At 42.7% G+C, this 19,157-nt stretch carries 23 protein-coding genes; 4 read left to right on the top strand and 19 right to left on the bottom strand.

Annotated features, from left to right (window positions below; translation table 11 throughout):
• The first annotated feature begins 179 nt into the window (after window positions 1-179).
• Window positions 180-1,004 carry a peptidoglycan recognition protein family protein gene (locus RCG25_RS03400; protein ID WP_308082282.1) on the top strand — a complete coding sequence of 275 codons (825 nt, stop codon included), beginning with the start codon at window positions 180-182 and terminating at the stop codon, window positions 1,002-1,004.
• 134 nt (window positions 1,005-1,138) lie between these two features.
• Window positions 1,139-1,321 carry a hypothetical protein gene (locus tag RCG25_RS03395; RefSeq protein ID WP_308082281.1) on the top strand — a complete coding sequence of 61 codons (183 nt, stop codon included), beginning with the start codon at window positions 1,139-1,141 and terminating at the stop codon, window positions 1,319-1,321.
• Between the two features lie 64 nt (window positions 1,322-1,385).
• On the opposite strand, the gene RCG25_RS03390 is transcribed toward RCG25_RS03395, so the two are convergent.
• From RCG25_RS03390 to RCG25_RS03365, 6 genes are all read right to left on the bottom strand, one after another.
• On the bottom strand, window positions 1,386-1,913 hold the full coding sequence (locus RCG25_RS03390) for an NUDIX hydrolase (protein ID WP_308082280.1): 528 nt from the start codon (window positions 1,911-1,913) through the stop codon (window positions 1,386-1,388).
• A gap of 36 nt (window positions 1,914-1,949) precedes the next feature.
• Window positions 1,950-2,450, bottom strand: a complete 501-nt coding sequence (locus RCG25_RS03385; protein WP_308082279.1) for a YdcF family protein — start codon at window positions 2,448-2,450, stop codon at window positions 1,950-1,952.
• Window positions 2,451-2,611: 161 nt separating this feature from the next.
• Window positions 2,612-4,750: an MMPL family transporter gene (locus RCG25_RS03380; RefSeq protein WP_308082278.1), complete on the bottom strand. Its 2,139-nt coding sequence runs from the start codon at window positions 4,748-4,750 to the stop codon at window positions 2,612-2,614.
• A complete protein-coding gene (locus tag RCG25_RS03375; RefSeq protein WP_308082277.1) occupies window positions 4,747-5,154 on the bottom strand; it encodes a hypothetical protein in 408 nt (135 codons plus the stop codon). The genes RCG25_RS03380 and RCG25_RS03375 overlap by 4 nt, the downstream gene beginning before the upstream one ends.
• Window positions 5,155-5,230: 76 nt before the next feature.
• The gene (locus RCG25_RS03370) at window positions 5,231-6,604 is read right to left on the bottom strand and encodes a sensor histidine kinase (protein WP_308082276.1); all 1,374 of its coding nucleotides are present in this window, start codon (window positions 6,602-6,604) and stop codon (window positions 5,231-5,233) included.
• Window positions 6,601-7,278: a response regulator transcription factor gene (locus RCG25_RS03365; protein WP_308082275.1), complete on the bottom strand. Its 678-nt coding sequence runs from the start codon at window positions 7,276-7,278 to the stop codon at window positions 6,601-6,603. The genes RCG25_RS03370 and RCG25_RS03365 overlap by 4 nt, the downstream gene beginning before the upstream one ends.
• Window positions 7,279-7,459: 181 nt before the next feature.
• Between RCG25_RS03365 and RCG25_RS03360 the strand changes: the two genes are divergently transcribed.
• Window positions 7,460-7,750, top strand: coding sequence for a c-type cytochrome (locus RCG25_RS03360; RefSeq protein WP_308082274.1), 291 nt, complete (start codon window positions 7,460-7,462; stop codon window positions 7,748-7,750).
• 97 nt (window positions 7,751-7,847) lie between these two features.
• Here the strand turns inward: RCG25_RS03360 and RCG25_RS03355 are convergent, their stop codons facing one another.
• On the bottom strand, window positions 7,848-8,273 hold the full coding sequence (locus tag RCG25_RS03355) for an OsmC family protein (RefSeq protein WP_308082273.1): 426 nt from the start codon (window positions 8,271-8,273) through the stop codon (window positions 7,848-7,850).
• Window positions 8,274-8,421: 148 nt separating this feature from the next.
• Here RCG25_RS03355 and rpiA point away from each other — a divergent pair, with 148 nt between their 5' ends.
• Window positions 8,422-9,108 carry a ribose-5-phosphate isomerase RpiA gene (rpiA, locus tag RCG25_RS03350; protein ID WP_308082272.1) on the top strand — a complete coding sequence of 229 codons (687 nt, stop codon included), beginning with the start codon at window positions 8,422-8,424 and terminating at the stop codon, window positions 9,106-9,108.
• A 26-nt stretch (window positions 9,109-9,134) separates the two neighbouring features.
• Here the strand turns inward: rpiA and RCG25_RS03345 are convergent, their stop codons facing one another.
• The 12 genes from RCG25_RS03345 to nagA form a co-directional block, all read right to left on the bottom strand.
• Window positions 9,135-9,416 carry a cupin domain-containing protein gene (locus tag RCG25_RS03345; protein WP_308082271.1) on the bottom strand — a complete coding sequence of 94 codons (282 nt, stop codon included), beginning with the start codon at window positions 9,414-9,416 and terminating at the stop codon, window positions 9,135-9,137.
• 40 nt (window positions 9,417-9,456) lie between these two features.
• Window positions 9,457-10,749 carry a TRAP transporter large permease gene (locus RCG25_RS03340; RefSeq protein ID WP_308082270.1) on the bottom strand — a complete coding sequence of 431 codons (1,293 nt, stop codon included), beginning with the start codon at window positions 10,747-10,749 and terminating at the stop codon, window positions 9,457-9,459.
• Entirely contained in the window at window positions 10,746-11,222 is a 477-nt protein-coding gene (locus RCG25_RS03335; RefSeq protein WP_308082269.1) for a TRAP transporter small permease, read from the bottom strand. Before RCG25_RS03335 ends, RCG25_RS03340 begins: the two co-directional genes overlap by 4 nt.
• A 68-nt stretch (window positions 11,223-11,290) precedes the next feature.
• Window positions 11,291-12,334 carry a TRAP transporter substrate-binding protein gene (locus RCG25_RS03330; protein ID WP_308082268.1) on the bottom strand — a complete coding sequence of 348 codons (1,044 nt, stop codon included), beginning with the start codon at window positions 12,332-12,334 and terminating at the stop codon, window positions 11,291-11,293.
• A gap of 14 nt (window positions 12,335-12,348) precedes the next feature.
• Window positions 12,349-12,999: a bifunctional 4-hydroxy-2-oxoglutarate aldolase/2-dehydro-3-deoxy-phosphogluconate aldolase gene (locus RCG25_RS03325; RefSeq protein WP_308082267.1), complete on the bottom strand. Its 651-nt coding sequence runs from the start codon at window positions 12,997-12,999 to the stop codon at window positions 12,349-12,351.
• Between the two features lie 31 nt (window positions 13,000-13,030).
• On the bottom strand, window positions 13,031-13,588 hold the full coding sequence (gene hxlB / locus RCG25_RS03320) for a 6-phospho-3-hexuloisomerase (protein WP_308082266.1): 558 nt from the start codon (window positions 13,586-13,588) through the stop codon (window positions 13,031-13,033).
• Window positions 13,585-14,208 (bottom strand): 3-hexulose-6-phosphate synthase, encoded by a 624-nt coding sequence (gene hxlA / locus RCG25_RS03315; RefSeq protein ID WP_308082265.1) that lies wholly within the window; start codon window positions 14,206-14,208, stop codon window positions 13,585-13,587. The genes hxlB and hxlA overlap by 4 nt, the downstream gene beginning before the upstream one ends.
• A gap of 9 nt (window positions 14,209-14,217) precedes the next feature.
• A complete protein-coding gene (locus RCG25_RS03310; protein ID WP_308082264.1) occupies window positions 14,218-15,171 on the bottom strand; it encodes a sugar kinase in 954 nt (317 codons plus the stop codon).
• Between the two features lie 17 nt (window positions 15,172-15,188).
• Window positions 15,189-16,190 (bottom strand): LacI family DNA-binding transcriptional regulator, encoded by a 1,002-nt coding sequence (locus RCG25_RS03305; protein WP_308082263.1) that lies wholly within the window; start codon window positions 16,188-16,190, stop codon window positions 15,189-15,191.
• Window positions 16,191-16,378: 188 nt separating this feature from the next.
• Window positions 16,379-17,095, bottom strand: a complete 717-nt coding sequence (locus RCG25_RS03300; RefSeq protein WP_308082262.1) for a GntR family transcriptional regulator — start codon at window positions 17,093-17,095, stop codon at window positions 16,379-16,381.
• A gap of 16 nt (window positions 17,096-17,111) precedes the next feature.
• Complete coding sequence (gene nagB, locus RCG25_RS03295) at window positions 17,112-17,849, bottom strand: glucosamine-6-phosphate deaminase (protein WP_308082261.1); 738 nt, start codon at window positions 17,847-17,849, stop codon at window positions 17,112-17,114.
• A gap of 2 nt (window positions 17,850-17,851) precedes the next feature.
• Window positions 17,852-19,042, bottom strand: coding sequence for an N-acetylglucosamine-6-phosphate deacetylase (nagA, locus tag RCG25_RS03290; protein ID WP_308082259.1), 1,191 nt, complete (start codon window positions 19,040-19,042; stop codon window positions 17,852-17,854).
• Between the last annotated feature and the right edge of the window lie 115 nt (window positions 19,043-19,157).

Raw genomic sequence — 19,157 nt, 5'->3', positions numbered from 1 at the left:
AATGCTAGATTCTAGTTATCGTTGTCTGAAATGAAGCCATAGAAAAGAAGCGCGTTAAAGAAAATGAGGACACAGTTGGAGTGAACGCATCAAGGTCTCTTGAATACTATAAATAATGATGATTAACACTTACAACCGACAAACGCAGTGGGTTAATTAATGTAAAGGAGAGTAAGAGTATGGACTATCCAATTAAAAAAGATTTAATCCCTGGCTTACCAAGAGATCCGTACCGCAACGGAGTGGGGGCATATGAAGGTGTAGTGGCTCATTCAACAGCAACACCGGAAGCGACTGCAGAAGCAGAGTCCGTTTATTTTCACAGAGAATGGGACAATCGAAATGCCTTTGTTCACTTCTTTGTCGACTGGGATTCAATCGTCCAAACAGCAAGTACAGATTATAGAGCGTGGGGCGCTGGTAAAGGCAATGCTCGTTACGTTCATGTGGAATTGTGTGAGACAAGCGACCATGCTAAGTTTATAGATTCCTATCGTCGCTATTGCTGGCTCATCGCCCATCTTTTAAAAGAACGGAATTTAAAGGCGATTGATGGTCAAACTTTGGTTTCCCACGCATGGGTATCTAAAAATCTCGGCGGTACAGACCACATGGACCCGCTAGCCTATCTTACCTCACATGGCGTGACATGGAACGAGTTTGTAAATGATGTTCGGGCTGTCGGGGATGCACCAAAAAGAGGCTGGGTCAAGGAAAATTCAGTCTGGTATTTTTATGAAAATAACGAACGACGAACCGGATGGCTCCAGGATAAAGGCAAATGGTATTACCTCCACGAAGTGACGGGCGCCATGATAACAGGATGGTATAAGGTAGCAGATAACTGGTATTACTTTGATACACACGGAGTCATGCAAGTAGGATGGAACCGTTCCAGCAGCAAATGGTACTACCTTGACGAAAAAGGAAAAATGGCCACAGGCGAACGAGAAATCAATGGGGTCAAATATAACTTTAATAATAGTGGCTCGTTAATAGAATAAACCTTGGGGACAGTCCCCCACTGCGTTAAAGGGGTGTGGGACTGTCCCCAAGTATGTTTATTGGTATTTTAGGCAATACTCTTTATAGAAGAACGTTAGATTAGAAGCTTGATATGTTGGGGAGAGTGGAATAGGTGGAGAATCTTCATTTTATGTTTAGTGAGCTTTCGGTGATGAAGAAGAAGGATCTGGACGAATGTAACGTGGAACTTACAAACAGCAGCCATAGTGCGATTGTGAGAAAAGCGTTGATGGTGTATAAATCAGAGTTACTCGAATGTCTTGAGCTGTATGATCGTTACCTGGATGTAAAGTAAATAGATAGCAAAAAAAGGAGGGCTTCGAAGCTCTCCTTTTTTGTTTGAAACGAATATGAATTAATCAATCAGTCAGAAACTTGTATCTTAGGACAGCGGCCAATCCCGCACCATGCTTGAATTCACCTTGGCTTATCAATTCCTTTAAATCTTCCATTGATAGATAGTGCAGCTCAATTTGCTCGCTGCTTTCTAAATTTTGGACAGAAGGAGTCAGACCAGCTGCGGCAAACAAAAAGATTTCCTCTGTTGTCGAGCCTGGAGAAGGATAAAAACTGCCTAGATCCAGCCAATGCTCCGCTACAAAGCCTGTTTCTTCCTCAAGTTCTTTTTTGGCACTGTCGATTGGAGTTGGGTCGGTGGGGTCAATCATCCCAGCCGGAAGCTCCCATTCCCAGCTTTTAATGGCATGTCGGTATTGTTTTAGACAGATGACTTCTTTGTTTTCCGTGATAGGAAGCACGCAGACTCCTTTTGCAAAATCCAAATAGGAAAAAGTCTTTTCTTCGCCGTTTGGCAAAACCACCTGATCAATCGCAATCCCAAACCTGTCCACCTTTGCTGCGGTGGAGTTTTTTACTTTCCAAGTCATATTCTTTTTCTCCTTCTATTCATCGAGTGTAATTTCCTAATAATTCTTCTCCATTGCATATCCAGTCATCTTTAAATATTCGGTAATCGTGATCATGATACTCTTATTGTTGCCCCACCAACGTGTTTCATCGAAATGAGGGTCCTTTGCGTTAGCGTAATAAAGCTTGATCTTGCTAGTTTTAAAGTCACGGTCAAAAATCATTTCGACGCGTTTCATATGAAAATTGGATGAAACAACAATGGCAGAGTGAATGGGATAGGACTTAATGATCTGTCTAGTAAATTCCGCATTTTCATAGGTACTGTCGGCACGGTCCTCTAAGACAATCGCCTTTTCTGGTACCCCTAGCTGAAGGGCATGATCCTTCATTAGCTGTGCAGCGGTAACATCGTTATAGGTGATCCCACCAGAAATCACAAAGTATTTTCCATAGCCCTGATGATACAGCTCAGCTGCCTTTTCCACTCGTTCCCCTTTGTCTCCACTTAACACAATAATCGCATCTGACTTTTGAATTTTTTCGTCAACAACCAAAAACTTTCCTGCGTTAAAAACAGCAAAAACTAGCAGAATGACAAAAAATAAAGCTACAAAAAGACCCCATCTTCATTTGACCATGACCTCTCCATCCTTACCAATTTACTAACTTTCACTATATCCTTTCTAGCGTTTAACTTCAAACAAAAAGAGGGGGGTCAGTCCCCCGGCGCGCTAAAGCGCTGGGGGACTGTCCCCTCCTTTTTGGTGGTTATCACCATTAGTGCCGGTATCGCAATAGGCCTTACAATGAAGGTATCAAGGAGGACGCCGATTGCTACGGCAAAGCCGAAAACGCGAAGCTCCATGACTGGTTGCGTGATTAAGACGGCGAAGGTGGCAGCCAAGATGAGACCTGCTGAGGAAATGACCCCTCCTGTTTTCCCCACACCCTCCCGCACTGCGTCCTTAATCGGCAACAGCTTTCTCTCTTCACGAATACGGGAGATGAGCATGATGGAGTAATCCACTCCCAATGCTACTAAAAACACAAATGTATACAAAGGCGTACGGTAGCTAATCCCCGGATAGCCAAGTAGGTCTTGGAAAACAAAAATACTCAATCCTAGCGCTGCTCCAAAGGACAAAAGAACGGTAGCCATTATATAGATAGGTGCGAAGAAGGATCGAGTTTGAATACCAAGCATCACCATGATCAATACCGTCATAATCAATAGAATTCGAATTTCATCCCCATGACTGGCCTGACGGATATCGGCGTTTTGAGCCGTTTCCCCTGCAATCAATAACTTTGCTTCATGGATTTGACTTGCTTTTAATAGAGTAGCAGAGTCCTCTCGAAGTCTCTCGATATCGTCAAAAGCCTTCTCCGAATAGGGGTTATGTTTCAACACGAGATTGATTTTCACCACATTCCGTTGCTGCTCTGCATAGGGCTTCCCTTGGACCTCTGCTGTGGAAACAGAGTCCCGGCGATTTAATTCCTCTACCAAACGGTGAACCTGCCCCTCGGACACCTCTCTTTTTGCTTTCACAATCACCGTACTTGGGGCAATCTCACCGGCAGAAAAGGCAGCATTTAATCGAGCAAAGCCTTGAATAGAGGACATCTCCTGCGGAAATGAATCCAGCAGGTTGAAAGAGTACTGAACCTGTCTAATCATCGAGGTACATAACACCAGCACCAACACAATCGGAACCAAAGAAAGCCACGGTTTAGCAGTAACGAAGCGGCCTATTCTATGCCAAAAACCCTCTTTCGCTAAGCGCTTTACCACCACCGTACGTCTTCGTGGATTAGCAGGCCAAAACGCTTTTTCCCCAGCAATCGCAAACAGCGCAGGTAGTAACGTTAATCCCGAAAGAATCATCAATGCAACAGCGACAGCGAATACCGGTGCAAACCCACGATACGGTTCGTACACAGCAAAAAACAAGGTCAGCATACTTAAAAACACCGTCCCGCCACTGAAGAGGATGGGCTCTTTTACGAAGCCTAAGGCTGTTTTCATGGCATCATTGACCGGCAAGCCTTTTTCCAATTCCTCTCGGAAACGAGCAAATAACAAGAGCGAATAGTCGGTAATCACCGCAAACAATAAAATCATCATAATCGATAAGGCCTGGCTGTCGATGGCAAACCAATTATACTTCCCCATCAAACCAAGCAATCGATCAACGATTGAATAAGAGATACCCGCACCAATCAACGGAATCAAGGCCAATAAGGGCGAGCGGTAAATGACGATTAACAATAGAAAAATCAACCCCACGGTTGCAAGGATTAATACCACATCGGCTTTTGAAAACATTTCATACGTATCTGCCACGATGCCGGCAGGGCCCGTGAAATAAGTATCTAGCTTCTGCGACAACCCGTTTGCCACTTCTTTTTTCAGCCCATCCATCGTTGTTTTCACCACTTTATTTTCCAGCCCACTTGGAAATAACACCGGTAAAAAGAACGTGGTTTGCTCCTCTGAAAAGAAGGAAGCGCGTGCTTGTGGAGGCATCTTTGATAACGGGATGATGGTTACATCCTGCTCCGCCTCACCCACCACTTTTTCAATAACAGTGATTGCTTTTTCCACATCAGGTTCCTTCAAACCCTTTTTGTCATAGACCACAACAAACAACGGAACTCCTTCAGAAGAAGGGAAATACTGCTTTAACGCTTTTTCTGCTTGTATGCTTGCGGCCGTATCCGGTAATCCTGCGTTTTTATTAGGTGAGGTTTGCTCCTTAGCACTTGTTGCAAACAGGGAAAGCGCAGCAGCTGCAACAAGCCAGGCCAGCAAAATCAGCAACCATCGTTTTTTCTCTTTTAAAAGTCTCATGATACTTGCTCACCTTTGACTGGCTCGATCATGAACGTGACGATGATGAATAAGACGAAACTAATTAATAAAATGGTGCCGCCTACAATGTAAAAGATTAATGCAAGTGTTTCATTGATTTCAAATGGCTTGACCAGATGGAGCCACATTCCGGCTGTTAACCCAATGGCACCGATTCCCGCCGTCCAGCCCTGTGCGGCTACTAGTTTGGATGACTTGATTTTAAACACCCGGTAAAACAGTCCCCATACAAAGATCGATAACCAGCCGACCACTAAAATGTGTGCGTGAACCGGGCGTATTTGGTAATTCCCTGACCCGGCCATGTCTGAACCGATGATGGCTCCTAACAAACCAAAGACAGCCGCAAGGCGAATGAGTCGAATACTCCATTTACTTTCCATTATATTAACCCCCATAGTTTTTATTTCTACAGTGACTATAGTAATTGGTTAACATGAACTCTATATGAACTTTACGTTACAAATAGGGAAGCTTGATGGTAAAAATGGTCCCTTCGTCTGGCGTACTGGTGACGTGGATTTCTCCTTTATGGAGCTCGATAATTTGTTTCACTATCGATAATCCGAGACCGGTTCCCTCCTCTGAACGCGATTTGTCAGCACGGTAAAAACGTTCGAAAAGCTGTGCTTTTTCTTCTTCCGTGAGACCTATTCCAGTGTCGCTCACAGTCACCTCTAGTCCCGTTTCTTTTGCTTGCAGACGAATGTGGATTTCGCCTTCCGGACGGTTATATTTAATCGCATTGGTCAAAAGATTATCCCAAACATTTTCTAATAATGCGGCATCGCCTTGATAGGTCGTCGGTTCGAATTCCATCAGTAAGTTAATCTGCTTTTCCTCCAGCCACCAGCGATATTTGTTCACACAGGCCTTTAACTGCTCATCCAACTGAAATTCTTGATACTTCACCATTCTTGTCGATTGATCGAGTGTAGTTAATAGTAAAAGCTGACGGGTGAGCTTCGATAACCGCTGGGTTTCTGATTGGATGATTTCAGCATAGTTCTCACGGTCCTCTTCCGTTAAATCGGTTGATTTCAATAAGCCTGCATAGCCTTGAATATTCAGCAGCGGAGATTGAAAATCATGGGACACATTGCTGATGAATTCCTTGCGAATCTGATCATTCTCCTGAAGCTGACCAACCATCGTATTAAAACTTGCTGCCAGCTGACCGATTTCATCACGGCGGTCAATGTTCAGCTGGGTATCATATTTTTCATGGGCAATCCGTTTGGTTGCTTCCGTTAACTGTGTGATGGGCACAATCAAGAGCTTGGCCACGACCAGCATCAGCAATAGGCTTAAAACAGCGGTTCCTACGATGAGGCCGCCTAAAATAGTATGGACCTCGCTAAATAATAGCTTGATATCCGGTCTGACAAAGAGTGCATAGCGCTTGTTTTCATAAGTAAACGGAATACCGATTGTGTTCGACAATTCGTTGGCAAAAAAACCGGTCACAAATGTCTGACGAGGAAATTCGCGCATCCCATGATAGATGTAGCCGTCGAGTACCTTTTTCACTGAAGATGCTTGTAAATCTTGTACCCGATACTTCCCGCCGTAAAAATGGCCCTTGCCCGATTCATCGACGACATAAAGCTGGTAGCCGATTTTTCCCACCGTCGATAGGTAATCGGATAAAGGGAGATTTGGAGAGGTCTCGATGTGAGCGGCAATGGATTTAGCAATTTCCACGTTTTTCTTATCATTCCGCTCTTTCACCACGCTTTGGTAATAGGTGTTCGTTAGTAAAAAACCAAAGATTGTGCTAAACAGCATGATAAGAATGGTGGTTAGAACAAATCTTCCATATAACGATTTCATGAGTGATGCACCTCTAGCTTATATCCCACTCCGCGGACGGTGATGATTTCAACGTCTTTTGCGATTTTCGCGAGGCGTTCGCGGATTCGCTTGATATGGGTGGTAAGTGTTTGTTCGTCTCCCTCGTAATCGTAGCCCCAAATTTTCTCCATTATGGCGGCCCGTTCAAAGACTTGGTTTGGCTTAGAGGCAAGTAAGGAGAGCAATTCGAATTCCTTCAGCGGGAGGAGTAAGGTGCTTGCGCCTGCGGTGACTTCGAATCGCTTTCGATTGATCAAGATGGATCCCACTTGCAGCATGGTATCTGTCAGTTTATCGTATCGTCGTAGAATGGCGGCGATGCGGTATAGCAGTTCCTTGGGTTCGAAGGGTTTGACGATATAATCGTCTGACCCAGCAAGGAACCCCTTTTCCTTATCTTCTAGTTCCCCTTTGGCTGTCAGTAATAGTACGGGAATGTCGCGGTCATTTCTTATTTTTTTCGTCAGTTCATAGCCGTTCAAACCGGGCATCATCACATCCACGATGGCTAGGTCAGGCAGCTCGTTTTCCAATATTCCAAGGGCTTGGATGCCATTCTCTGCCTTAAGCACCTGATATCCTGAATGGGTGACATGAATGCTAACTAATTCAAGTATATGTTTATCGTCATCCACGACTAAAATTTTCCTCATATGCGCCAGCTCCGTTTCAGTAGCTTCATTTTTTGGGGGACAGTCCCCCGTTGCGCTAAAGCGCTGGGGGACTGTCCCCGCTTCGAAAAGTTTTGTCTTTGTTCATAAATGGGAGGGTTCTCCCGGTCCAACCTCTATTAAGATGGAGATAGGAAATCTTTATTTGTTTGGAGGAGACATCGTGAATCGACTTTGGGCTGTTGTAGCACTCACGCTTTTAATAATAACCGGCTGTTCGTCTGGTAGTTCGAGTTCTGCCAAGGATGGCGAAACAATTTACAAGGAAAATTGTTCAGCATGCCACGGTGACCAATTAAAGGGCGCTGTTGGTCCGCCTGTAGTCAATATGAAGGGTAAGCATTCAGAAGAGGAAGTACTGAAGATCATCAGTGAGGGTACCCCTAAGATGCCTGGGAATTTACTTGGTGATGTGGAATCAAAGATTGTAACGAAATGGTTGATGGAGAAATAGATAGATGGGTAAGGCTGGGTCGCGTTCGTGTATCGTACGCGACCTTTTGCTGTTGAGAATTTTCCTGATTGGGCACGTAGTACCCGCTTAAACACTACTAAATAGTTTGTTGACCCATAACCCCATTAATCGAGTAACTTGCGCTTATCTCTGCACTCAAGGAATGGGAGACCGAGCAATATTTATCCTTTGACAGCTGGATGGCCCGTACCACCTTATCTTCCGGCAAATCGCCTTCTAAAGCATAATGAATGTTGATGGTGGTAAACTTTTTAGGATGGTCATCTGCCCGTTCACCCTTAACATCCATATGAAAAGACGCAGGCTCAAGACGCATTTTATGCAAAATCGAGATAATATCAATCCCTGTACAACCTGCAACTGCATTCAAAAGCAGCTCCGTTGGACGTGCTCCTGTATTTTCTCCACCCACCTCTGGAGCGGCATCCATCTTAATCTCATGCCCAGAGGGAGTCGTCCCCGAAAACGCCATCTTCTCATTCCACTTAACTGTTAATTCCATCACTACATTACCCCTTTCATTATGTTAATTTTACCAAACTATTGGTTACTTATGTTAATAAAAGGGGACAGTCCCGCGGCGCGTTAAAGCAGCGGGGGACTGTCCCCCCTTTATTGTGGTATTATTTAAATAAAAAGAGGTGAGGCATGTGTTAAGTTCAACGGACATGAGAAAGAAAGCGGCAGCTGAGAAGGCGGCTGAATTTATTCAGGATGGAATGACGATTGGCTTAGGTTCAGGTTCGACCGTTTACTGGCTCATACAAAGGATAGGCGAATTAGTAGAACAAGGGCTATCCGTTAGAGGGATTCCTTCCTCTATACGTACGGAAGGATGGGCCAAGGAATGCAAGATTCCCTTAACCGATTTTTCCCAAGTACAAAGTCTCGATCTCGCCATTGATGGCGCGGACGAAATTGATCCTAATTTCAACTTAACCAAGGGTGGTGGCGGTTCTCTTTTACGAGAAAAACTCGTGGATGCCCATGCGAAGCAGCTCATCATCATCGCCGACGAATCAAAAATTGTACCATCACTAGGGAAGTTTCCTCTTCCTGTTGAAGTCGTTCCCTTTGGCTGGGAAGTAACAGCACAAAGTATCGCAAACCTCGGCGCTACCCCACAATTAAGAATGAGAGATGGAAACGTCTTCGTTTCTAATAATGGTAACTATATTTTGGATTGTCATTTTCAAACCATTGCGAATCCCGCTGAACTGCATAACCAACTAAAACTGTTACTCGGTGTCGTCGAAACCGGCCTGTTCATAGGAATGACAGACACTGTCATCATTGGTGGGGATGAGCAAATAAAAGTCCTTCATAAAAATAAATAAGGAGAGGCTATGCCTCTCCTTTCATTTTAACCCTGAACTAAATCCCTGCGAATCGGTGTGAAAATATCTAAAATCACACATTCCTCTAATACCTTGACCTGGTGTAAAACATTCGATGGGATATATTGTTTATCACCTTCAGCCAAGATTCTCTTTTCACCATTTACTTCAAATTCTACTTTTCCTTTTTCAATATAGCTGATTTGTTCCTCAGGATGCTGATCCACATCACCGATAAACCCTTTAGCTAATTGAACCTTTACTAACATAAGTGAACCGTCGCTGCTTAAAATTTCTCTTTTTACCATGATGTCCTCCTAAATGTATGCCAATTCCAACAACAGCGTTTTATAAAAATAATCCTGGATTGATGAGCTTTGGCACAAAGAATGCAATGCTTGGGAAAAAGGCCACAAAAATAAGTACAACAAGAATAATGGCTATATAGGGCATAACTGCTGAGAGCGACTTTTCAATACTCAATTCCCCAATCTTTCCAGCAAGCAATAAACATAACCCATAAGGCGGAGTAACAAGGCCAATAGCTAATGTTATGACGACAATAAGACCTAAATGAACAGGCGTCATTCCAAAGTGTGTAGCCGTAGGCAAAATAACTGGAACGAAGAGAATCATAGCCGGTATGGCATCCATAAACGTTCCAATAAACAAGAAGAAAGCGATGAGAATTAAAATAAATACCCACTTAGCCCCAACATTATTTACAAAGAAGTCTTGAGCCATTGTGGATAATTGATAGTAACTCAATAACTCACCCAGCGCACTAGCTGCTGCTAGAGCAAATAAAGAAAGTGAGCTAAGTGCAAGCGTATCAGTTAAAATCTTAGGCAAATCAGAAAGTTTAATTGTTTTATAGAAAAACATACTAATAATTAATGTATAAAGTGAGGCTACTGCCGCTGCTTCTGTAGCAGTAAAAAACCCTGTAATAATCCCACCAATGATAATAAATGGCGTAATTAAAGCTGGGATTGTTTCATAAACCAATTTTAAGAATTCCTTCATTTTCGCTCGTTCTGATTTCGGATAGCCTTTTTTGAGTGCTCGGAAATAAACGAAAGCCATCATTCCCAACCCGATTAAAATACCTGGGATGATCCCGCCTAAGAACAATGCGCCAATGGATGCATTGGTTAAGCCAGCAAAAATGATCATTGGAATACTAGGTGGAATAATAACACCAATGGTAGAAGACGCAGCTGTTACCCCAACCGCAGTTTCCGTGTCATACCCTTGTTTCTTCATATTAGGAATTAAAATTTTCCCAACACCTGCAGTATCAGCTTGTGCCGCACCAGATACCCCCGCAAAAATCATGGAAACAAGGATATTTGCATGGGCTAAACCGCCTCTAATATGGCCGACAATCGCCATTGAAAGGTCAATCAACTTTTGTGAAATTTTCCCGCTATTCATCAAATTCGCAGCCAAAATAAAGAGTGGCACGGCAAGCAGGACAAAGGAATTGATTCCATTTAGCATTTTCATCGGTACTGTCACTTCTGGAATATATGGAACTGTAAAGATTCCCATCAACGCAACAATCCCAATAACAAATGCAATAGGAACTCCGATCAACATGAGGATGAGAAACAATGCGACTAAAAGAATTGCCGTCATACCTTAGCCCCCCCTCTCTTTATTTCTTTGAAGCTACTAATCAAATGATTAAGAGAATAAATGGCCATTGTAAGCCCTGTAATCGGGATAGAAATCCATACATAGCCCATTTTCATCGCTGGTAAAGAGGTCCAATTATACGTCCAAAAATTCTGTACAGCCTCGATTCCATAATAGAAAAGAGCGACAGCAAACAATAATACGATCGTATCAATTACCATTAATAAAGTCGATTTTGATACTCCGTTAAGCTTTTGCAATAAAAAGTCAAAGCTAAAGTGTTCTTTTCGATTCAACATCACCGCGGCCCCCATAAAGACTGACCAAATGAAAGAATAATTTGCTACTTCCTCCGTCCAAATAACCGGGATGCCTAAATGCCTGGTTGCAATTTGAATAATTATGGTGATAAAAAAGATCGATAAGCTTAAAACACCAATAGTAAGCTGAATTTTCTCAAGAATCTTGATCATGCTTATCGTTTCCCCCCTTGTTTAGGAGTAAAGGGAAGAAACATCTTCCCTTTATCCATTCAATCTATTTACTTCAAGTCTCTGATTTCTTTTAATAATTTTTCTACGCCCATTTCCTTCGCAGCCTTGTCTTGTAATGGCTCTGCTAATTTAATAAATGGTGCACGATCGATCTCGTTGACAACTGCTCCTTCAGAAATTGCTTTTTCTTTATATTCTTTTTCTTGAGCAATAACAGAAGCTCTTTCAGCTTCAACAGAAGCCTTTGCTGCTTCTAAAATAATTTCTTTCTGTTCTTTCGTATAGGAGTCAAACTTCTTGCCGTTTACTAATAAGAATCTTGTTGTGTAATCATGAGCAGTTTCAGTGATGTATTTACCATTCTTCGTCTTGTGGTGATTTTGTTGTACAAAATACGGATAAGCATTTTCAGATGAATCTACCACGTTTTGCTGTAATGCTTGGTATAGTTCTCCCCAGGCAATAGATGTAGGAATAGCACCAGCTTGTTTCCAGTAATCAGCCACAACACCTGAAGTTTGTGTTCTAAATGTTAGCCCTTTTAAATCGCTCATTTTGTTAATTGGCTTTTTACCATAATAATGTCTTACACCAGCAGACCAGTAGCCCACAATTTTGAAATCGTTATTAGACTTTTCATTGATTAACTTCGTGATGTCTTCGCCGACTTTACCATCTACAACTTTTTCCCAGTGCTCGTAGCTATCGAATAGGTATGGCAATGCTAACAAATCAACTTCTTTAATACCTGTTTGTGTCATAAATCCAGGAGATACTAATACTACATCCGCAGCTCCTAACTTCAGCTTTTGTACTAATTCAGCCTCTTCTGTTCCAATCGTTCCCGCATGAACTTCCACTTCAATGTTCCCTTTTGACTTGCTTTCAGCCACTTCTTTGAACTTTAAAAGACCAACTTGATATGGGTTATCCGGAGATGTTTGGTTATGAGCTGCAACGAGCTTAATCTTTTTAGCTCCACCATCTCCTTCACCGGCACTCTTTGTTCCAGTTTCCTTACTGCTACAGCCTGCTAAAACAACAGATAAAGCTAAAAGTAATACAAAGGATAATGAGAATATTTTTTTCATTTTACTAGCTCCCCCTACTTTTTTATAAGTATATTATTTTTTTTAACAACCTCTGAGTATGCAAGTGCTTTACTAGTTAAGGCTTGATAATCGTCCTCACTTTTTAAAAGGGCAGGATTGACTAAGTTGCTTCCTACTCCCACCGCTAAAGCACCGCTGCCAATGTAATCAAGAACATTCCCTTGATTGATTCCCCCTGTCACCATTAATGGAATATGCGGGAACGGTCCATGAATATTTTTAATATACCCGGGACCGAAGGCATTGGCTGGAAACACTTTAATCATATCGGCACCGTGCTCATAAGCTGTTAAAATCTCTGTTGGTGTTAAGGCGCCTGGTATGCTGGTTACTCCATAACGTTTTGTCATTTTGATGGTCTCTGTGTTAAGAGATGGCGAAACAATAAACCTGCTTCCTGCAAGAATGGCTGCTCTAGCCGTTTCGGGGTCCAACACCGTTCCCGCACCAACCAGAACCTCATCTCCAAACTCATCCACCACTTTTTCTATCATGGCCATGACTTTTGGGGTTTCCGCAGTAATTTCTACTACTTTCACTCCCCCTAGGGATAAAGCGTTTACAATTGGAACAATATTTTCAACCGATGCTTCGCGTATGACCGCAACTATCGGATGTTCTTTAATGAAATCGATTACACTCATTTCTAAACCAACCCCTTTTGTAAAAAGTCTCCTATTCTAAGTTCGTATGTCGCTTTGTCATTTCATCATAGGTAGAATCTTGATCTTCTATCTGTAAAGTCCCAATGATAATCGCGTCTAGAACGAGGTGAACAGATTGATCAAATTGATTCCCAAGGGGCTGGATCGTCTCTGGTTCACTTGGTCTTCGGTATTTGGTTGCAGCGGGAATTACAAGAATCCCGTCACAGATTGAAGCAATCTTAGAATCTCTATTTGTCGTAACTAGAAACACTTTGGCACCCAATTCTTTCGATTTTGCCGCATACTGTAAGATGGCTCCTGTTGACCCTGATCCTGAGATGGCTACTAATAAATCATCTGCGTCAATACTTGGTGTGACCGTTTCACCAATCACATAAACCGGAAAGCCACCGTGCATAAGACGCATCGCAAACGCTTTTCCCATTAGACCCGAGCGCCCTTCTCCATAAACAAAGATTCGCTTTGCCTCTCGAAGATGCTTGGATAAATGGAGCGCTTCTTCCTCGCTGATCTGGCCAATGACAGTGGAGATTTCATTCGCCACTGTAGTAATAATAGATTTCATCGTGGTAACAGTCCTTTCATGACAGCAGCAGCTTCTGCTGGAATATCAGCCTTCGTGATCGCACTGCCAACGATAATGGTATCAGGCTGAATTTGTAACACCGTCGGAAGGGAATCTACATTAACTCCACCTGCAACTGCTACATCAAACTGGTCAAAGCCATGTGTTAAGGCCAATTGCTCAGCACCCATTTCACCTTCTGCCTGCATATCCTTGCCAAAGTGAAGACTCACTAGGTCCACACCAAGCTGCTGTAATTCAACTAGACGGTTGCGATTGGTTACTCCCAATAGGTCAATCATAATCCGCTTGTTATAGGTTTTCGCCACTTCAAGTGTATCCAAGATCGTTTTATCAGCAGAAAAGGCCATCACGGTCGTAATATCTGCACCTGCCTCAAAGGCTTGAATCGCTTCATGCTTCCCAGCATCACATGTCTTCATATCAGCAACGACTACTTTATAGGGGTAAGTCTCTTTAATCTCCCGAATAATGGCCATACCGTATTCCTTGATTACTCCGGTGCCTATCTCTATCCAATCCACAAAAGCTTCTGTTTCTTGTAAAAGCTGAAAGCACTCATCCCGCGTTAAGCGGTCAAGGGCTAGTTGAAGATTCATTCTCTCACCCTATCTTTCTATGAATTCTTTTTCTCCTAAATGGACTAATACTTCATCTAAATAAGGCAGCCCCTCGTTGTCACCAGAAACACTGACAACCATCGAACCGATGGTATTGGCAAAATGCAGGGTTTTCTCCAGCGGCCATTGATTTAATACCCCATAAATAAAGCCGCAATCAAACCCATCACCAGCACCAACCGTGTCTACAACCTTCTTTGCTTTTACCGGTGGAGCCTCGATATACAGTCCATTATGATAGCCAATGGAGCCTTTATCTCCTTGTTTGATGGCTACATAGGAAATACCGTAATGCTTGCTTTTTTCAATGATTTCTGAGGGATCACTTACCCCTAATAGCAATTCTGCTTCTTCCACGCCGGTTAATAAAATATCCACATGTGGGAGGAATTCTCGTAATGCAGCTCTCGCCACTTCCTTACTCCAAAGCCTTAATCGGATATTCGGATCGAACGAGATTAACACCCCATGCTTTTTCGCCAGTGAAATTGCATATTTTACTAGTTCAATATTCTTCGCTTGGTCAACTGCGGGGAATATACCAGTGATATGAAAGACTTTCGCGTTCTTAAAATAAGCTTCATCGAGTGTATCCACGGTTAAAGCTGTTGTCGGAGAGTTGGTTCGATAATAGAAGGTACGGCCACTACCATCCTCCATAATCTCTTTAAAATTCAGTGAAGTAGGATACCCATCTACTAGCTCTAATTGAGAGACATCGATTCCTTCTCCGCGGACAAAATTATAGATAAACCTACCAAACTCATCATTACCTAACCGGCTGATCCACCCAGTTTTTAAACCCAAACGGGCACAGCCGATGGCAACATTTAGTTCAGCTCCCCCTACTTTCCTTTCAAAAGAGGGAACATATCTCATAGGTCCCGTTGAGACGGGATTAAACGTAATCATTGCATCTCCAATGGTAATGATATCCTTCATATGACTAACATCCTTTTTTAACAAGAATTTCTTACAATAAGTCTCGGTTCTAAACGATAATTGGCTTGTTCTTCCTCTACATCTTTTTTCTGAATTTTACTAAGTAAGAGTTCAGCGGCCTTCTTCCCTATCTCAAATGATGGCTGCTCAACAATCGTTAAGGCTGGTTCGTAAAAGCTAGCAAAGGAAACATCATCAATGCCTATGATGGCAAGGTCAGCTGGAATACGAAGACCTTGTTTTTTTACGTACTTTAAGATCTCCATTAGAGTAAGGTCATTCCCTGCCAAAATAGCTTGGATGGGCTCTTCGAGAGAAAGCATTTCTTCCAATCCCGCTTGGATTTTATTAATTTCTAGTTTCTTAATGTACTCTTCTTTAATAGGAATTCCATTACTTTGTAAAGCCTTTTTATAGCCGGTAATCCGCTCCATCCTCGGTGATACATTGCGAATGACATTCGTAATAATCCCGATTCGCTCATAGCCTTTTTCAATAAAGTGCTGTACAGCAAGACCAGCCGCATTTTCGTTGTCTAGCATGACAGATGGAATCGATACTTCCGGTACGATACGGTCGACAAAGATCACTGGGTACTTTTCATCTACCATTTCTTCATAGAGCTCTACGTTATCACCTGTAGGAAAGAGAATAATACCATCCACCTGTTTAGCCCTAAGCATGTCAATGTATCTCTTTTCTTTTTCTGGATCATCGTCCGCATTACAAACAATTAGGTGGAAATCATAAAGATGGCACATGTCTTCGATGGACCGAATCACCTGAGTTGAAAAATTGTGCAGGATATTGGCAACAATCACCCCAATTGTCATGGTGGATTTTTGCTTTAAGCTTCTTGCCACGATATTTGGCCGATAATCCAACTCCTTAATAGCATCCTCAATTCGCTGTTTCGTATTTTCTGCCATATAGTCGAATCTCTTATTTAAATATTGGGAAACTGTACTTTTAGAAACATTTGCATGCTGAGCTACATCAGCAATTGTCGCTTTTTTCATAGAATCTTCTCCAGAATTTCTAACATTATTTGATAAACCGATTTACTAAATCGGTTTACTAAATCGATTTAGTGTTAGTATAGAGTAAATGAAAGCGTTTTACAATAGGAATTTTCAAAAAACTTTAGGGGACAGTCCCCCGCTGCTTTAAAGCGCTGGGGGACTGTCCCCTAATTGGTTTTTTTCCTTTATCTCTTCAGGTCGATCATAAATTTATACCGGTCCGCGCGGTAGAGGGATTTGACGGTTTCTAGCGGGACATTATTTTCCAGCATAGCGATCCGCTGAATGAAGAGAGTAGGAGCCCCTTTGGGGATTTGGAGATACTCTGCCTCCATGCTATCCACAACCGAAGCCTCAATTGATTGGCTAGCGTGTGTAATCGATAAATTCAATTTCTCTTGGATAAACTGATAGATTGAGTGATTCAATAGCTCCACTGTTATCCCAGGAACTAAATCTGCCGAAATATAGTTGGTCTCCAGGGCCATCGGGACACCATCCGCCAAACGAACCCGCTTGATTTCATACACAGGATCAGCTTCCTTGATGCGCAAATCCTGGGCAATCGCCGTAGTGGCCGGTATAACCTTGAAATCCAACAGCTCACTGCTTGGCGTCATCCCTCTTTCAAGCATATCCTCCGAAAAGCTCGTTAACCCACGCTTTTCAATCTTCAGATCCGACACAAAGGTACCTCTTCCCTGCTTTCGATCCAGTAACCCCATTTGCACCAGGTTATTAATCGCTTGGCGGACCGTCATCCGACTAATTTGATACTTCTCAGAGAATTCCCTTTCAGACGGCAACAAGTCGCCCGGCATCCATTCCTTATTTTCAATCATTGTCTTTATCTGTTGTTCTAATTGATAATAAATCGGGATCGGAGAGGTTTTATCAATCATCCTATTCATCCTCCCTTCAACAAAAATCCTTCGCCTCAGTCAACGCTTGTTGATCAGCAATAATCGTGACATTCGGATGTAATTGTAAAATGGAAGCTGGAAAGCTTTCGGTCACTTCCCCACAAAGCAGCTGCTTCATCGCTTCTTTTTTCGATTCACCCGAAACCAGTAGAAGAATTTCTCGACTTTTCATAATCGAAGCAATTCCCATCGAAATCGCAAACCTCGGCACCTCATCCATTGACTTAAAGTATCGTGAATTCGCCTCCCTCGTTGATTCATCGAGCGTCACAATATGTGTCTTAGCACCAAACTTTGTCCCAGGCTCATTAAAGCCAATGTGGCCATTGCTGCCAATCCCGAGAATTTGGAGGTCAATTCCACCATGGTCATCGATTGATTTTTCATACCGCACACATTCCTGTTCCATATCCTTCGCATCGCCTCTAGGAATGTGGGTCTGGGCCTTCGGAACATTGATATGATGAAATAATTGTTCATCCATATAGTAACGGTAACTGCTTGGATGCTCCCCGGAAAAACCAATATATTCATCTAAATTAAACGTAGTCACCTGCTCATAGGAAGTCCCGTTTTCGCCATGATCGTTAATCAGCTGTTCATAGGTTCCTTTTGGAGTCCCTCCCGTTGCCAATCCAAGAGTAAGCGTAGGGTTCTGCTTCACCTTTTCGATGATATAGTTCGCTGCCGCTTGGCTCATTTGTTCATAATTTTTCACTTCAATAATCTTCATACTTACTCGTCTCCCCTCTTGAATGCCAAGTGTCCTTTACAAAAAGTCATAACGACCTCGTTATTTTCATCTAAAACAATTAAATCGGCATCCTTGCCAACCTTTAAGCTGCCTTTCTGGTCCAACACACCCATTTGTTTGGCAGGGTTATAAGAGCTCATTTGAACCGCGTCTCTTACAGAACAGCCCGTAAAGGAAAGGATATTTTTAAACGCTTGCGCCATGGTTAATACACTGCCCGCCAATGTTCCATCCTCTAAGAGTGCTTTTCCCTTTTTCACAAACACCCTCTGACCGCCTAAGTCATATTCTCCATCTGAAAGGAACTGGGCTCTCATCGCATCGGTAATCAGAATCATTCGCTCCGGAGTGATGAGCTCATATGAAACCTTCACCATCTCAGGAGACACATGAATTCCATCAGCGATGATCTCCACCATTAATTCCTTTCGTAAATAGGCCGCTCCAACCACACCTGGTTCCCGGTGATGCAGCCCGCGCATTTGATTAAACAAGTGGGTGATATGGGACGCACCCGATTGAATCGCTTGTCCTACTTCTTCGAACGTCGCATCTGTATGACCAATGGATGCAACGATACCTTTTTCTTTTAAAAATTGAACTAGCTCCGTTCCTTGCGGCAACTCAGGTGCTAACGTGATGAGCTTAATGGTTTCTTTGGAGAGATCCAGCCACTTCTCGAATAAGTCTATGTCAGCAGGAATAATGTGCTGAAGCGGTTGAGCACCCGCTTTTGTAGGATTAATAAACGGACCTTCAAAATGGATCCCAAGGATTTCTGCCTGACCACTCTTTTGTTTATCAGAAATATACTCGCCTGTCTGACGTAATGCCTTTTCTAATAAGTCTTTACTTTGCGTAATGGTAGTAGCCAAAAAGCTGGTCGTCCCACTTTGTGGAAGCGAAGAAGCCATATTTTCTAGTGCCTCATCCGTACAATCCATCGTGTCAGCACCATTTGCCCCATGGATATGCACATCAACAAAGCCAGGTATAATTTTATAGGAATCAGGAAGAATAAGTTCTTGAACACGCTCATCCAAATTTCCTTCCATTTTAGACCCTATTGCTTCGATTTTCCCGTCTTTAATGAGGAGCGATCCTTTGTCAATCTCCTGATTTTCTGCGTAAATCACTGCATTTTTTAGCAAAATAGTACGGAAACCACTCATTATAAAAAACCTCTTCTCTAAAGTTATATAGTTGTCTAGACCAGTTAATCCTTTATAAAAGGAACCCAGCTTGGTTTTAGCATAGTTTCCTGTATTTATTGATATCTACTGTTTC

The sequence above is a fragment of the Neobacillus sp. PS2-9 genome, from assembly GCF_030915525.1.
Taxonomy (GTDB): domain Bacteria; phylum Bacillota; class Bacilli; order Bacillales; family Cytobacillaceae; genus Neobacillus.
Note: the sequence above shows the minus strand (reverse complement) of the source record. Positions and strands in the feature narration are given on the sequence as shown.

What these genes read in the sequence shown, in the direction of transcription:
- RCG25_RS03400 (WP_308082282.1), top strand. Translation starts at nt 180, where the DNA reads ATGGACTATCCAATTAAAAAAGATTTAATCCCTGGCTTACCAAGAGAT.
- RCG25_RS03390 (WP_308082280.1), bottom strand. Translation starts at nt 1,913, where the DNA reads ATGACTTGGAAAGTAAAAAACTCCACCGCAGCAAAGGTGGACAGGTTT.
- RCG25_RS03380 (WP_308082278.1), bottom strand. Translation starts at nt 4,750, where the DNA reads ATGAGACTTTTAAAAGAGAAAAAACGATGGTTGCTGATTTTGCTGGCC.
- RCG25_RS03375 (WP_308082277.1), bottom strand. Translation starts at nt 5,154, where the DNA reads ATGGAAAGTAAATGGAGTATTCGACTCATTCGCCTTGCGGCTGTCTTT.
- RCG25_RS03370 (WP_308082276.1), bottom strand. Translation starts at nt 6,604, where the DNA reads ATGAAATCGTTATATGGAAGATTTGTTCTAACCACCATTCTTATCATG.
- RCG25_RS03365 (WP_308082275.1), bottom strand. Translation starts at nt 7,278, where the DNA reads ATGAGGAAAATTTTAGTCGTGGATGACGATAAACATATACTTGAATTA.
- RCG25_RS03355 (WP_308082273.1), bottom strand. Translation starts at nt 8,273, where the DNA reads ATGGAATTAACAGTTAAGTGGAATGAGAAGATGGCGTTTTCGGGGACG.
- RCG25_RS03345 (WP_308082271.1), bottom strand. Translation starts at nt 9,416, where the DNA reads ATGGTAAAAAGAGAAATTTTAAGCAGCGACGGTTCACTTATGTTAGTA.
- RCG25_RS03340 (WP_308082270.1), bottom strand. Translation starts at nt 10,749, where the DNA reads ATGACGGCAATTCTTTTAGTCGCATTGTTTCTCATCCTCATGTTGATC.
- RCG25_RS03335 (WP_308082269.1), bottom strand. Translation starts at nt 11,222, where the DNA reads ATGATCAAGATTCTTGAGAAAATTCAGCTTACTATTGGTGTTTTAAGC.
- RCG25_RS03330 (WP_308082268.1), bottom strand. Translation starts at nt 12,334, where the DNA reads ATGAAAAAAATATTCTCATTATCCTTTGTATTACTTTTAGCTTTATCT.
- RCG25_RS03325 (WP_308082267.1), bottom strand. Translation starts at nt 12,999, where the DNA reads ATGAGTGTAATCGATTTCATTAAAGAACATCCGATAGTTGCGGTCATA.
- hxlB (WP_308082266.1), bottom strand. Translation starts at nt 13,588, where the DNA reads ATGAAATCTATTATTACTACAGTGGCGAATGAAATCTCCACTGTCATT.
- hxlA (WP_308082265.1), bottom strand. Translation starts at nt 14,208, where the DNA reads ATGAATCTTCAACTAGCCCTTGACCGCTTAACGCGGGATGAGTGCTTT.
- RCG25_RS03310 (WP_308082264.1), bottom strand. Translation starts at nt 15,171, where the DNA reads ATGAAGGATATCATTACCATTGGAGATGCAATGATTACGTTTAATCCC.
- RCG25_RS03305 (WP_308082263.1), bottom strand. Translation starts at nt 16,190, where the DNA reads ATGAAAAAAGCGACAATTGCTGATGTAGCTCAGCATGCAAATGTTTCT.
- RCG25_RS03300 (WP_308082262.1), bottom strand. Translation starts at nt 17,095, where the DNA reads ATGATTGATAAAACCTCTCCGATCCCGATTTATTATCAATTAGAACAA.
- nagB (WP_308082261.1), bottom strand. Translation starts at nt 17,849, where the DNA reads ATGAAGATTATTGAAGTGAAAAATTATGAACAAATGAGCCAAGCGGCA.
- nagA (WP_308082259.1), bottom strand. Translation starts at nt 19,042, where the DNA reads ATGAGTGGTTTCCGTACTATTTTGCTAAAAAATGCAGTGATTTACGCA.